Below are 13194 nucleotides of genomic sequence, written 5' to 3' on the forward strand. Positions count from 1 at the left end.
ACGGTTTCAACTTAAAACTGCTCTTCCGACAGCGCCATCACGCCGGCGCTGCCGTCGATGATGGTGGCGCGCAAGCCGGGGCCTGCGACAGGATGTGGTCGGCAAAGAAGCGGGCCGTGGCGATTTTCGCCTTGTAGAACGAAGCGTCGCCGCTGCCCTCTCCCAGCTTTTGCTGCGCCACGATGGCCGCGCGGGCCATTTGCCAGCCACCCAGCACAATGCCGGCCAGCTTCAGGTAGGGCACGCTGCCCGCGAACACGGCCTTGATGTCCGTCTTCATGTTCGCCACCACATACTCGACCACGGCTTCCAGCGCGGCGCTGCCTTCGGCCAGGTGGCGCTGCATGGCCTGGAAGTCGGCGCCGGAGAGCTCGCCCAGCTGGGCTTCCGTGGCGCGCACCTGGGCGATGATGGCTTTCGCCACGGCGCCGCCGTCGCGCACCGTCTTGCGGCCCACGAGGTCGTTCGCCTGGATGGCCGTCGTGCCTTCGTAGATCGTCAGGATCTTGGCGTCGCGGTAATGCTGTGCAGCACCTGTTTCCTCAATAAAACCCATGCCGCCATGCACCTGCACGCCGTCGCGCGTGACGTCCTGCGACATTTCCGTGGCCCAGCCCTTGATCACGGGCACCAGGTATTCATAGGTAGCCAGGCTTTCCGCGCGCACCTCGGCATCCGGATGGTGGTGCGCCACGTCGCTGATGGCCGCGCCCACGTAGGCCAGCGCGCGCGCCGCCTCCGTCTGCGAGCGCATCGACATGAGCATGCGGCGCACGTCCGGGTGGTGGATGATGGAGACCGGGCCGGCGGAACCGGCCAGGTCGCGCGACTGCACGCGGTCCTTGGCGAAGGCCACGGCCTGCTGGTAGGCGCGCTCGGCCAGGCCGATGCCTTGCAGGCCAACGCCGAAGCGGGCCGCGTTCATCATGATGAACATGTATTCGAGGCCGCGGTTTTCCTCGCCCACCAGGGTGCCGATGGCGCCGCCGTGGTCGCCGAACTGCAGCACGGCAGTCGGGCTGGCCTTGATGCCGAGTTTGTGCTCGATGGACACGCAGTGCGCGTCATTGCGCGCGCCCAGGCTGCCATCGGCGTTGACGAGGAACTTCGGCACGATGAACAGCGAAATGCCTTTCACGCCGGCCGGCGCGTCCGGCGTGCGGGCCAGCACCAGGTGGATGATGTTTTCCGCCATGTCGTGCTCGCCGTACGTGATGAAAATCTTCGTGCCGAACACTTTATAGGTGCCGTCGCCCTGCGGCACGGCGCGCGTGCGCACGGCGGCCAGGTCGGAACCCGCCTGCGGCTCGGTCAGATTCATGGTGCCCGTCCACTTGCCGGACACCAGGTTTTCCAAATAGGTGGTTTTCTGTTCGTCGCTGCCGGCCGTCAGCAGCGCCTCGATGGCGCCGTCCGACAGCAGGGCCACCAAAGCGAACGAGATGCTGGCCGAGTTGAGCATTTCGATGCACGGCGTGGCCAGCAGCTTCGGTAAACCCTGGCCGCCGAACTCCGTCGGATGCTGCACGCCCTGCCAGCCCGCTTCGCCATACGCCTTGAAGGCTTCCTTGAAGCCTTTCGAGGTGGTGACCTGGCCGTCGTGCCAGAAGCTCGGTTCCTTGTCGCTGGGGCCGTTCAAGGGGGCCACCACGCCGCCGCAGAACTTGGCGTTCTCTTCCAGCACGGCTTCGGCCGTGTCGGGCGTGGCGTCTTCGCAGCCGGGTAAAGTATGGATTTCGGCCAGGCCGGCCAGTTCGTTCATCACGAACAACATGTCTTTCAGCGGGGCTTGATAGCTCATCTTCTTTTCTCCAAGAAAAAGCCACGCGCGGCTCGCCGTGTGGGGCGGGCCGGCGTGGCTTTGCAATATACAAAACCGAATGTGGGTACGACTTAGCCCAGTTCTTTGACCAGTTGCGGCACGATCTCGAACAGATCGCCCACGATGCCGTAGTCGGCCACGGCAAAGATCGGTGCTTCCGGATCCTTGTTGATGGCGACGATGGTCTTCGAGTCTTTCATGCCGGCCAGATGCTGGATCGCGCCCGAGATGCCGACGGCGATGTACAGCGATGGCGCGACGATCTTGCCCGTCTGGCCCACTTGCCAGTCGTTCGGCACGAAGCCGGCGTCGACGGCGGCGCGCGAGGCGCCCATGGCGGCGCCCAGCTTGTCGGCCAGCGGTTCCAGGATGTGGAAGTTCTCGGCCGAACCCATGCCACGGCCGCCCGACACGATGATTTTCGCGGCGGTCAGTTCAGGACGGTCGGACTTGGCCAGTTCGCGGCCCACGAAGGCGGACTTGCCATTGTCGGCGACGGCGGCGACGGTTTCGGTGGCAGCCGAACCGCCGGTGGCGGCAGCGGCGTCGAAACCGGTGGTGCGCACGGTGATGACCTTGATCTTGTCGCCAGATTGTACGGTAGCAATCGCGTTACCGGCGTAGATCGGGCGCTCGAAGGTGTCAGGCGAGTCGACCTTGGTGATTTCCGAGATTTGCGCCACGTCCAGCTTGGCGGCCACGCGCGGCAGGATGTTCTTGCCGTAGGCGGTGGCTGGCGCCAGGATGTGGCTGTAGTTGCCGGCGATGGCCAGCACTTGCTCGGCCACATTTTCGGCCAGGCCGTCGGCAAAATAGGGCGCGTCGGCCACGATGACTTTCGTCACGCCGGCGATTTGCGCGGCGGCAGCGGCGGCAGCCGAGGCGTTCGAACCTGCGACCAGTACGTGCACGTCGCCGCCGCACTGGGCAGCCGCGGTCACGGTGTGGTGGGTGCTGCCCTTTAAGGTAGCGTTGTCGTGTTCAGCAATAACTAATGCGACCATGATGTGTCCTGTAATTGTTCTGGATAAACGGCGAGGCCGCGCTTAGATGACTTTGGCTTCGGTACGCAGCTTGGCGACCAGGGTGGCGACGTCCGGCACCTTGATGCCGGCCGAGCGCTTGGCTGGCTCGACGACTTTCAGGGTCTTCAGGCGTGGCGCGACATCGACGCCCAGGTCTTCCGGCTTGACGGTCTCGAGCGGCTTTTTCTTTGCCTTCATGATGTTCGGCAAGGTCACATAGCGTGGCTCGTTCAGGCGCAGGTCGGTGGTGATGATCGCTGGCAAGGTCAATGCCAGGGTTTCCAGGCCGCCGTCGACTTCGCGCGTGACGGTGACTTTGCCGTCTTCCAGCACGACTTTCGAAGCGAACGTGGCTTGCGGCCAACCCAGCAGGGCAGCGAGCATCTGGCCGGTCTGGTTGCTGTCGTCATCGATCGCCTGCTTGCCCAGGATGATCAGTTGCGGCTGTTCTTTCTCGGCCAGGGACTTGACCAGCTTGGCCACGGCCAGCGGTTCCAGGTCGGTCGTCGTTTCCACCAGGATGCCGCGGTCGGCGCCGATGGCCATGGCCGTGCGCAGGGTTTCCTGGCACTGCGTCACGCCGCAGGAGATGGCGACCACTTCAGTGACCTTGCCGGCCTCTTTCAGGCGCATCGCTTCTTCCAGCGCGATCTCATCGAAAGGGTTCATCGACATTTTGACGTTGGCGGTATCGACGCCAGTGCCGTCACTCTTGACGCGGACTTTGACGTTATAGTCGACCACGCGTTTGACGGGTACCAAGACTTTCATAGCTATGCCTTTGGGAAATTATAAAAATGACGGATCAAGTGCTGATTGTGCGTTCGATTATAAGAGAAATTTGAATCCTGAACCGAATTTAAGCACGATCGTGCGATTTTTTGTTAGAGCAATCCATCTAAACTGTGTAACTTCGGGGAATTCAGGGGAGCCCGCCGCTACGCTGCAGGGCAGCAAAAGAATGCAAAAGTCACGCACACGGCAAGGTATCAGGCAGGCCGCGCCACGGCGGCCCCGGCCGGCAGAATTATTTACGTTGCATCAGGAAGACGAATTCGGTGCCCGTCTGCACGTGCGACAGCAGGGCATTGCCCGTTTGCTTGGCGAAAGCCTGGAAGTCGCGCACGGAACCGGGATCGGTTGCCATGATGCGCAGCACTTCCCCGCTCTGCAGCTCTGACAAAGCCTTTTTCGCCTTCAGAATCGGCAACGGGCAATTCAAGCCCCGCGCGTCGAGTTCTTTGTGAAATTCCATAATCTCGGTATCAAGTAGTGTGTCGCTCATCATCAATATCCCACCATTGTTTTGTTGTACTGATTTTCGACATACTACTCTAAATCAGGGGCATTGACGCGCTGCACCAAAATAGTTCATCGGCTGTTGTGGTGTCACAACGAGATTCCACACGGCAAAACGGCCCGCAAACATCGTCTGCGGGCCGTTTTCAAGGGGCTGTGGGGCGAAAACCCCGCATGCCCTCTAGCTTACGCCTTATTTCGCGCGTTCGCCGACCCAGGCCGGCACACCGGCCAGGGCGTTCGCCAGGCCGCTCGGATCGGTGCCGCCGGCCTGCGCCATATCGGGGCGTCCGCCGCCTTTTCCGCCCACTTGCTGTGCAACGAAGTTCACCAGCTCGCCCGCCTTGACCTTGCCAGTCGCGTCCGCCGTCACGCCGGCGATCAGGCTGACCTTGCCGTCCGCCACGCTGGCCAGCACGATGGCGGCCGTCTTCAGCTTGTCCTTCAGCTTGTCCATGGTTTCGCGCAAACGGGCCACATCGGCGCCATCGAGCACGGCGGCCAGCACCTTGATGCCGTTGACATCGACGGCTTGCGTGACCAGCTCATCGCCCTGGCCCGAGGCCAGTTTCGATTTCAGCGCGGCCAGTTCCTTCTCCAGCGCCTTCACGTGTTCCTGCACCTGGACGATGCGGGCCGTCAATTCTTCCGGCTGCGCCTTCAGGGCGCTGGCCGCTTCGACCAGGCGGCGGTTGATGGTTTGCACCAGCGCCAGCGCGCCCTCGCCCGTCACCGCTTCCACGCGGCGGATGCCGGCGGCCACGCCGCTTTCGCCGATGATCTTGAACAGGCCGATATCGCCCGTGCGCTGCACGTGGACGCCGCCGCACAGCTCTTTCGAGCTGCCGATGTCGAGCACGCGCACTTCGTCGCCGTACTTCTCGCCGAACAAGGCCATCGCGCCATGCTTGACGGCGTCGTCAAACGACATCAAATGGGCTTGCGTGGCGCGGTTTTCCAGGATCTCCTTGTTGACGATCGTTTCCACGGCGGCGATCTGCTCGACCGTCATTGGCGCATTGTGGCTGAAGTCGAAGCGGGTCTTGTCCGGATCGACCAGCGAACCCTTTTGCGCCACGTGACTGCCCAGCACTTCGCGCAAGGCCTTGTGCATCAAGTGCGTGGCCGAGTGGTTGCGGATCGTGCGCGCGCGCTTGGCCGTGTCGACTTCGGCCGAGACGGCGTCGCCCACCTTCAGCACGCCCGATTCCAGCACGCCGTGGTGGCCGAACACGTCGGCCTGGATTTTCAGGGTATCGCTGACGGCAAAGCTGCCTGCGCCCGAGGCGATCACGCCCTGGTCGCCCACCTGGCCGCCCGATTCCGCGTAGAACGGCGTGGTGTCGAGCACGACGATACCGTCCTGGCCCGCCTTCAGCTCCTGCACCGGCGTGCCGGCCGCGTACAGCGCGACGACCTTGCTGCTGAACGTCAACTGGTCGTAGCCGACGAAGGTGTTTTTCTCGCCCGTGTACTCGACCTTGCTGTCCTTGTGCGTCTTGCCGCCCTTGCGCGACAGCTCCTGGCTTTCCTTCAGGGCCGCATCGTAGCCCACCTGGTCGAACGTGATGTCGCGTTCGCGGCAGATATCGGCCGTCAGGTCCGGCGGGAAGCCGTAGGTTTCGTACAAAGTAAAAGCGGTGGCGCCGTCGATGCCGGTGGCATCCTTGGCCAGCTGCGCTTCCAGCACTTTCATGCCCGTTTCCAGGGTTTCGCCGAAACGCTCTTCCTCGGCCTTGAGCATGTTGGCGACGTTTTCTTTCGCCTCTTCCAGCTCCGGATAGGCGCCGCCCATCTCGATGGCCAGATCGGCCACCAGCTTGTAGAAGAACGGTTTCGTCTGGCCCAGCTTGTGGCCATGGCGCAGGGCGCGGCGGATGATGCGGCGCAACACGTAGGCGCGGCCTTCGCTGCCCGGAATGATGCCGTCGACAATCATGAAGGCGGCGGAGCGGATGTGGTCGGCGATCACGCGCAGCGACTTGTTTTCCAGGTCGGTGGCGCCCGTTTCGCGCGCGGCAGCCTTGATCAGGTGCTGGAACAGGTCGATTTCATAGTTCGAATGCACGTGCTGCAGCACGGCGGCCAGGCGCTCCATGCCCATGCCCGTGTCGACGCACGGCTTCGGCAGCTTGTGCATGACGCCCGCTTCGTCGCGGTTGAACTGCATGAACACCAGGTTCCAGATTTCGATGAAGCGGTCGCCGTCTTCGTCAGGCGAGCCCGGCGGGCCGCCAGGAATGTCGGCGCCGTGGTCATAGAAGATTTCCGTGCATGGGCCGCATGGGCCCGTATCCGCCATCTGCCAGAAATTGTCGGACGCGTAGCGCGAACCCTTGTTGTCGCCGATGCGGATGATGCGCTCGGTTGGCACGCCGATTTCCTTGGCCCAGATGTCGTACGCTTCGTCATCCTCGATGTAGACGGTGACCGTCAGCTTGTCAGCCGGCAAGCCGTACACCTTGGTCAACAGTTCCCATGCGTACTGGATCGCGTCGCGCTTGAAATAGTCGCCGAAGCTGAAGTTGCCCAGCATTTCAAAGAAGGTATGGTGGCGCGCCGTGTAGCCGACGTTTTCCAGGTCGTTGTGCTTGCCGCCGGCGCGCACGCAGCGCTGCACCGAGGTGGCGCGCGTGTACGGACGGCTATCCGTGCCCGTAAACACATCCTTGAATTGCACCATGCCGCTGTTCGTCAACAGCAAGGTCGGATCGTTGCCTGGCACCAGGGAACTGGAACGGACGATGGAATGGCCCTTGGATTCGAAAAATTTGAGGAACTTGTCGCGGATTTCAGATGATTTCATGTTTTTTTGGCAAAGAGTGGCGGCAGCTTTAAAGGGAAGATTATACGTGATATGGGGTGCGGCATTGACGGCGGGCACGGGCATTGTTGCAAGCCTGCCCACAGATGCGAGCCTGCCCGTTCAGGCCGGATCGTGGCTGCCGGCGCAGGCGTGCGGGGCGGGTATGACCTTGGTCGCGGCGCCCGCCGCAACGGCAGTGGCGGCATTGCAGTCGGCGCAGCGGCCGTACAGGGTCAATTCGTGGCGTTCGACGACAAAGCCTTGCGGCGCCATGCGCTTCAAGTCGCCCGGGCAATCATGCACGTCGAACACGCGCTGGCAGGTGGTGCACTGGAAATGGTGGTGGTGGTGATTGGCGGCCGTGTTCGACTCGTAGCGCGGGTTTTCGCCCGGCAAGGTCACCACATGCACTTTTTCTTCCAGCACCAGCGATTTCAGGTTGCGGTAGACGGTGGCGATGCCCAGCTGCGTCACTTGCAAGCTGGCCTGTTCGAGGATTTCCTGCGCCGACAGGGGGCGCTGGGCCGACTCGATGGCGGCTTGAATAGCGGTTTTTTGACGTGTTGTGCGTTCCATAGCCGACAGAATACACCATCCGACTATATCTACCGTCCGGAAAAACTGTCACACAATAATGATAATGGGTTATCATTATCATCTTAGGGCAGGCTATTTCCTTTTCACGCGCTGCCCCAACCCTGCCAACACCGATAGCCGATAAGGAACCTTGCCCATGTCCGTCCGTCCTCACCAACCCACTCCCCTCGCGCTGGCCATCATGCTGGCCTTTGCCGCTCCCGCCGGCGCCCTGGCGCAGCAGACGACAACCTTACCCGCCGTCACCGTCTCGGCCAGCGCCCTGGCCCTGGGCAGCGACGACATGAGCACCCCCGTGACCGTGCTGGAAGGCGAGGCACTGGTGCGCGCCCGCGAAGCGACCCTGGGCGAAACCCTGGCGGGCCAGCCCGGCATCACGTCCAGCCATTTCGGCGCCGGCGCCAGCCGCCCCATCATCCGCGGCATGGATGGCCCGCGCGTCAAGGTGCTGTCGGACGGCGCCGAAGTGCAGGATGCCTCGACCATCAGCCCCGACCATGCCGTCGCGGCCGAACCGATGCTGTCGGAACAGATTGAAGTCTTGCGCGGCCCGTCCGCGCTGGCCTACGGCGGCGGCGCCGTCGGCGGCGTCGTCAACGTGATCGACAAGAAAATCCCCACCCGCGTGCCAGCCAAGGGTTTCGAAGGCAGCGCGGAAGTGCGCGCCAACTCGGCCGCGCGCGAAAAGGCGGGCGCCTTTGAAGTGACTGGCGGCTCCGGCAACATCGCCTTCCACGCGGAAGGCGTCAAGCGCGACGCGAAGGAATACAAGGTCGGCAGCGGCTGGGAAGGCGGCTCGAAGGTGGCCGGCAGCTACAACAAGACGGACACGGGCAGCGTGGGCGTGTCGTGGGTGGGTCAACGCGGTTTCCTGGGCCTGGCCTTCACCAGCCAGCACGCGGAATACGGCTTGCCTGGCCACAACCACGAATTCGAAAGTTGCCACCCGCACGGCACCCACCTGCATTGCGGCGGCCATGAAGGCCACGGCCATGGCGATGAAGACGAACATGAGCACGAGCATGAACACGAAAGCGTGCCCTACGTGAAACTGAAGAGCGAGCGCTGGGACGTGCGCGGCGAATTGCGCGATCCCGTGCCCGGCTTCTCCAAGCTGCGCCTGCGCGCCGCGTTCACCGATTACAAGCACGATGAAATCGAAGGCACGGAAATCGCCACCACATTTAAAAACAAGGGTCACGACGCGCGCCTGGAGATGGAACACCATCCCGTCTTCGGCTGGCGCGGCGTGGTGGGCCTGCAAACGTCGAAGCGCGATTTCTCGGCCCTGGGCGAGGAAGCCTACGTGGCGCCGACGGTAACGAAGAAACACGCGGCCTTCCTGGTGGAAGAATACAAGCTCGATCAATGGCGCTTCGAGGCGGGCTTGCGCCACGAATGGCAAGACATCGCGGTCGACAGCGCCACCTTGCAGGACCGCAGCGCCAAGGGCACGTCGGTCTCGCTGGGCGCCGTGTGGAAATTCGCTCCCCAGTATTCGCTCGGTTCGACCATCTCGCGTACGCATCGTTTGCCCAGCGCCGAGGAACTGTATGCGCACGGCGTGCACATGGCCACGGCCACGTATGAACTGGGCAATCAAAACCTGGGCAAGGAAACGTCGAACAATATCGACTTGACCTTGCGTAAATATGCGGGCGCCACGACCTTCTCGGCCAGCGCCTACCGCAACAAGGTCGACAACTACATCTTCGGCTCCACCCTGGACAGCCACGAAGGTTTCCAGCTGATCCAGTACGCCCAGCGCGACGCCACGTTCACGGGCGTGGAAGGGCAAGTCCGTCAGCAATTGAACCCCATGTTCGGCGCCAGCGTGTTCGGCGATTACGTGCGGGCCAAGCTGGCCGACGGCGGTGGCAACTTGCCGCGCATCCCCGCCCAGCGCGTCGGCGTGAAGGTGGACGCCAACTGGCAGGCGTGGAGCGGCGTGGCCGAGTTCTACCGCGTAGGCAAGCAGGACAAGGTGGCCGCGTTCGAAACGGCAACCCCGGGCTACAACATGCTGAACCTGTCCGCCAACTACGACACGCGCATCGGCACGACACCGGCCCAGTTCTACATCAAGGCGAACAACCTGACGAATGAACTGGCGTACAGCCACACCTCGTTCATCAAGAATGCGGCGCCGTTGACGGGGCGTAATATTACGGCAGGCGTGCGCGTGACTTTCTAAGCCGCTTGAAACGTAGGTCGGCTTAGCGCGCAAGCGCGTAAGCCGACAACACCATGGTCCGGACAACTGCCGGGGTCAGACCCGTCCGGGGAATTTTTTCCGATGGGGAAAATTCCACTCCCGAAGGGACTGACCCCGGATTGCCGCTGAGTATGCATCGCATTATTCCGTCGCTCCGATCAAATCTATCCTGTCCGTGCAAAATCCATCCACGCCCCAGGCCAGCAGTTCGCTGGCCCGTTCGGGCGTGTTGACGGTGTAGCAGAACAGCCCCAATCCCGCCCCCTTGACCTCTCGCGCCAGCGCACGCGTCAGTTGCTGGTGATCGCAATGGAGCGCCACCACCTCCAGCTGCTGCGCCGTGTTCGCCCAGTCGTCCGGTATCTGTTCGACCAGCCAGCCGCGCGCCAGTTCCGGCGCCGCCTGGCGCGCCGCTTCCAGGGCGGCGATGCTGAACGACGAGAGCAGCGGCAGTAATTCTCCTGCAGCAATTTCCTTTGCGAAATAATCGCGCGTGGCCCGCGCCACCGCCGTGCCTGTCTGCGCATCGAAGCCGGGCGCCGGCTTGATCTCGATATTCATCCAGATGCGCTGCGCCTTGCAATACGCCGCCACGGCCTCGAACGTGGGCACGCCCTCGCCCGCAAACTGCGGGCCGAACCAGGCACCCGCCTCCATGGCCCCCAGCTGCGCGGCCGTGTAATCGCTGACCTGGCCGCTGCCGGCCACGGTACGCCCCAGCTCGGGGTCGTGCACGACGACGGGCACGCCGTCGGACGCCAGCATGACGTCGAATTCCACGGCGCGGTAGCCGTAGGCGAGGCCGCAGCGCAGGGCGGCCAGGGTGTTTTCAGGCGCCAGGGTGCCGCCGCCTCGGTGCGCCAGGGTGCGTGGATAGGGCCACATGGTGTTCCTTTATCATGATGAGGTTTTCAATGAGGACGTCTTGCCATCATCGCGTGCAAGCGCCACCATGTAAAGGACGCGATCAGGCGATTGGCGCCGTCTCCGCCCGCTTTCGTCGCAACGGCGTTGCGCCCGCATGCAGAGCCGCCCATAATTGCCGCATTGCCAACCCAAACGCCCACCCGAAAGCGGTCCCGCATGCACACTACCGACACCGCCCCCGCAAGACGGGCTTTCCCTACCGGCGCCTGCTGGGCGATGCCCGTTATGCGCTGCTGCTCAATGTCCTGTGCGCCCTCTTCATCACCTTCGTGCTGAGCGGCGGACAAAGCTTCTGGCTCAACCTGCTTGCATCCATGTGCATAGGCGGCATCGCCTTCCTGCTCATCGACGGCATCCGCCTGGCTTGGTGGGGCGAGGGACGCCGCCCCCCAAGACTGCCCTTCACTGCCCTCATCATCGTCAGCGCCACCGTGGCACAGGTAGGCGGCACCATGCTGTTCGGCTGGCTGGCCAATATCGACGTTCCCGCGCCCATCTCCATGTCGTCACGCAATGTCGGCATGACGGTGTTCACCTTGGCGGTGGCGGGAGCGGCCATCCTGTTCTTTGGCAGCCGCGAAAAAATCGCCCGCCTGCAAATGGAGGCGGCCCAGGAAAAGGCCCGCGCCGAATCCGTGGCGCGCCAGGCCATGCAGGCGCAGCTGCAATTGCTGCAGGCGCAGATCGAGCCGCACATGCTGTTCAACACCCTGGCCAACCTGCAGGGCCTGATCAGCTTTGATCCGGACCGCGCCCAGCTGCTGCTCGATCAACTGATCCAATATTTGCGCGCCACCCTCTCATCCTCGCGCGCCGGCGCCACCACGCTGGAGCAAGAATTCTCCCTCATGCAAGCCTACCTGGGCCTGATGTCGATACGCATGGGCGCGCGCCTGGGCTACACGCTGGACTTGCCCGAGGCCTTGCGCGATATCAAGGTGCCGCCCATGCTGCTGCAACCGCTGGTGGAAAATGCCATCCAGCACGGCCTGGAACCGAAGATCGAAGGCGGCCATATCCACGTGCAGGCGTCCACGGACGACGGCATGCTGATCCTGACGGTTGCCGACGATGGCCTGGGCCTCGACCATCCGGGCCAGACCAAGGGCACGCAGCTGGGCGTGGCGAACATCCGCGAACGGCTGCACGGCATGCATGGCGATGCCGCCAGCCTGTCGCTGGCCGCCAACACACCGGCAGGCGTCGTCGCCCGCCTGCGATTTCCCATTCACCCCACCACCGCGAGCCCCACGCCATGAGCAACCCCACCCCGCGCGCCCTGATCGCCGAAGACGAACCCATACTCGCCGCCGCCCTCGCGCATGCCCTGCGCCGGCTGTGGCCGGAACTCGACATCGTTGCCACCTGCGCCAATGGCGTGGAAGCCTTGCAACAAGGCCTGGCGCTGCAGCCCGACATATTATTTCTCGACATCAAGATGCCGGGCAAGACGGGCCTGGAAGCGGCCGAGGAACTGGCGGAGCAGTGGCCGGACGGCGTCGCTTTCCCCCATATCGTGTTCGTCACCGCCTACGATGAATACGCGCTGGCCGCCTTCGAGCACGCGGCCGCCGACTACGTCTTAAAACCCGTCAACGATGCGCGTCTGGGCAAGACGGTGGAACGGCTGCGGCAGCGCTTGCGCGACAGCGCTGGCGCCAGCGGGACAGCAACGCCAGCGGCAGCCACGACGGCGCCGGTGACGGCGGCCGTCACAGCGCCCACCGGCGACGACAACCTGGCCCGCCTGCTGGCCCAGTTGCAGGCAATGGTGCCACCCGCCCCGCGCCTGCACATGATACGGGCGGCCGTCGGCAACAGCGTGCGCATGATCGCCCTGGCCGACGTCGTGTATTTCGAGGCGCTGGACAAATACATCAACGTCGTGTGCCAGGAGAGCGAAGCGCTGATACGCACGAGCCTGAAGGAACTCCTGCCCCAGCTGGACCCGCAACAGTTCTGGCAAATCCACCGGGGCACCATCGTCAATGCCAGCGCCATCGCCACGGCCGTGCGCGACGAGGCGGGCAAGCTGTCGCTGACCCTGCGCCAGCATCCGGCGCAGCTGCGCGTCAGCCCCTTATATGCCCATCTGTTCCGGCAGATGTAGCTAGTGCAGCTGGTGCTTCAAGTCCGATAATTCATCGTGGACCTTGAGTACGGCGCTCTTCATTTCCGGCGTCACGCTGGACGCCGTGCCGCACGCCCGCTTGGCGCGGTCGCCCAGCGATTCCATCTGGTCAACGGCTTGCCGGATGCGCGCATCGTCCTGCGTGTCGATGGCTTGCCGCACGGCGCTCTTTTGCTGGTCCAGCTGGTTGATGCAATCCTTCAAATCCATCGGCATGCCCTGCTGCTTGCCGCACAACTGGGCCGCCTGGCCGATCGCGTGTTCGATGGCGCCAAAGCGCCGTGCCACTTCCTTTACTTGCATCATGATCTGTCCTCCCATGGTATCTGGAGTTGGATCGTCAGGCCGGTCCAGGGTTCCCCGCCAGCGGCC

The 13194-nt window shown here is 63.4% G+C and carries 10 protein-coding genes and 1 pseudogene; 3 read left to right on the forward strand and 8 right to left on the reverse strand.

Going from position 1 to position 13194, the window contains the following annotated elements:
* Positions 1-11: 11 nt before the first annotated feature.
* The 6 genes and pseudogenes from ACRHIG_RS27945 to ACRHIG_RS27970 form a co-directional block, all read right to left on the reverse strand.
* Positions 12-1801, reverse strand: a pseudogene (locus ACRHIG_RS27945) (acyl-CoA dehydrogenase).
* Between the two features lie 92 nt (positions 1802-1893).
* Complete coding sequence (locus tag ACRHIG_RS27950; protein WP_034781780.1) at positions 1894-2826, reverse strand: electron transfer flavoprotein subunit alpha/FixB family protein; 933 nt, start codon at positions 2824-2826, stop codon at positions 1894-1896.
* Between the two features lie 42 nt (positions 2827-2868).
* Positions 2869-3618, reverse strand: coding sequence for an electron transfer flavoprotein subunit beta/FixA family protein (locus tag ACRHIG_RS27955; protein WP_070221859.1), 750 nt, complete (start codon positions 3616-3618; stop codon positions 2869-2871).
* 256 nt (positions 3619-3874) lie between these two features.
* On the reverse strand, positions 3875-4102 hold the full coding sequence (locus ACRHIG_RS27960; RefSeq protein WP_010395510.1) for a sulfurtransferase TusA family protein: 228 nt from the start codon (positions 4100-4102) through the stop codon (positions 3875-3877).
* Positions 4103-4339: 237 nt separating this feature from the next.
* A complete protein-coding gene (alaS, locus tag ACRHIG_RS27965) occupies positions 4340-6952 on the reverse strand; it encodes an alanine--tRNA ligase (protein ID WP_489628618.1) in 2613 nt (870 codons plus the stop codon).
* Between the two features lie 120 nt (positions 6953-7072).
* Positions 7073-7528, reverse strand: coding sequence for a Fur family transcriptional regulator (locus ACRHIG_RS27970; RefSeq protein ID WP_475414300.1), 456 nt, complete (start codon positions 7526-7528; stop codon positions 7073-7075).
* 157 nt (positions 7529-7685) lie between these two features.
* Between ACRHIG_RS27970 and ACRHIG_RS27975 the strand changes: the two genes are divergently transcribed.
* Positions 7686-9743: a TonB-dependent receptor domain-containing protein gene (locus ACRHIG_RS27975; protein ID WP_489628619.1), complete on the forward strand. Its 2058-nt coding sequence runs from the start codon at positions 7686-7688 to the stop codon at positions 9741-9743.
* A 162-nt stretch (positions 9744-9905) separates the two neighbouring features.
* Here ACRHIG_RS27975 and ugpQ read toward each other — a convergent pair whose 3' ends face one another.
* On the reverse strand, positions 9906-10649 hold the full coding sequence (ugpQ, locus tag ACRHIG_RS27980; protein WP_489628620.1) for a glycerophosphodiester phosphodiesterase: 744 nt from the start codon (positions 10647-10649) through the stop codon (positions 9906-9908).
* A 29-nt stretch (positions 10650-10678) separates the two neighbouring features.
* On the opposite strand from ugpQ, the gene ACRHIG_RS27985 reads away from it, so the two are divergent.
* Both ACRHIG_RS27985 and ACRHIG_RS27990 read left to right on the forward strand, forming a co-directional pair.
* On the forward strand, positions 10679-11950 hold the full coding sequence (locus ACRHIG_RS27985; protein WP_489628621.1) for a sensor histidine kinase: 1272 nt from the start codon (positions 10679-10681) through the stop codon (positions 11948-11950).
* The gene (locus tag ACRHIG_RS27990; RefSeq protein WP_489628622.1) at positions 11947-12801 is read left to right on the forward strand and encodes a LytR/AlgR family response regulator transcription factor; all 855 of its coding nucleotides are present in this window, start codon (positions 11947-11949) and stop codon (positions 12799-12801) included. Before ACRHIG_RS27985 ends, ACRHIG_RS27990 begins: the two co-directional genes overlap by 4 nt.
* Here ACRHIG_RS27990 and ACRHIG_RS27995 read toward each other — a convergent pair whose 3' ends face one another.
* Positions 12802-13128: a hypothetical protein gene (locus ACRHIG_RS27995; RefSeq protein WP_141171999.1), complete on the reverse strand. Its 327-nt coding sequence runs from the start codon at positions 13126-13128 to the stop codon at positions 12802-12804.
* Positions 13129-13194 lie beyond the last annotated feature (66 nt).

The sequence above is a fragment of the Janthinobacterium sp. C22 genome, assembly GCF_057919405.1.

Excerpts from the sequence above, each read along its gene's own strand:
- ACRHIG_RS27950 (WP_034781780.1), bottom strand. The coding sequence starts at position 2,826 with ATGGTCGCATTAGTTATTGCTGAACACGACAACGCTACCTTAAAGGGC.
- ACRHIG_RS27955 (WP_070221859.1), bottom strand. The coding sequence starts at position 3,618 with ATGAAAGTCTTGGTACCCGTCAAACGCGTGGTCGACTATAACGTCAAA.
- ACRHIG_RS27960 (WP_010395510.1), bottom strand. The coding sequence starts at position 4,102 with ATGGAATTTCACAAAGAACTCGACGCGCGGGGCTTGAATTGCCCGTTG.
- alaS (WP_489628618.1), bottom strand. The coding sequence starts at position 6,952 with ATGAAATCATCTGAAATCCGCGACAAGTTCCTCAAATTTTTCGAATCC.
- ACRHIG_RS27970 (WP_475414300.1), bottom strand. The coding sequence starts at position 7,528 with ATGGAACGCACAACACGTCAAAAAACCGCTATTCAAGCCGCCATCGAG.
- ACRHIG_RS27975 (WP_489628619.1), top strand. The coding sequence starts at position 7,686 with ATGTCCGTCCGTCCTCACCAACCCACTCCCCTCGCGCTGGCCATCATG.
- ugpQ (WP_489628620.1), bottom strand. The coding sequence starts at position 10,649 with ATGTGGCCCTATCCACGCACCCTGGCGCACCGAGGCGGCGGCACCCTG.
- ACRHIG_RS27985 (WP_489628621.1), top strand. The coding sequence starts at position 10,679 with ATGAGGACGTCTTGCCATCATCGCGTGCAAGCGCCACCATGTAAAGGA.
- ACRHIG_RS27990 (WP_489628622.1), top strand. The coding sequence starts at position 11,947 with ATGAGCAACCCCACCCCGCGCGCCCTGATCGCCGAAGACGAACCCATA.
- ACRHIG_RS27995 (WP_141171999.1), bottom strand. The coding sequence starts at position 13,128 with ATGATGCAAGTAAAGGAAGTGGCACGGCGCTTTGGCGCCATCGAACAC.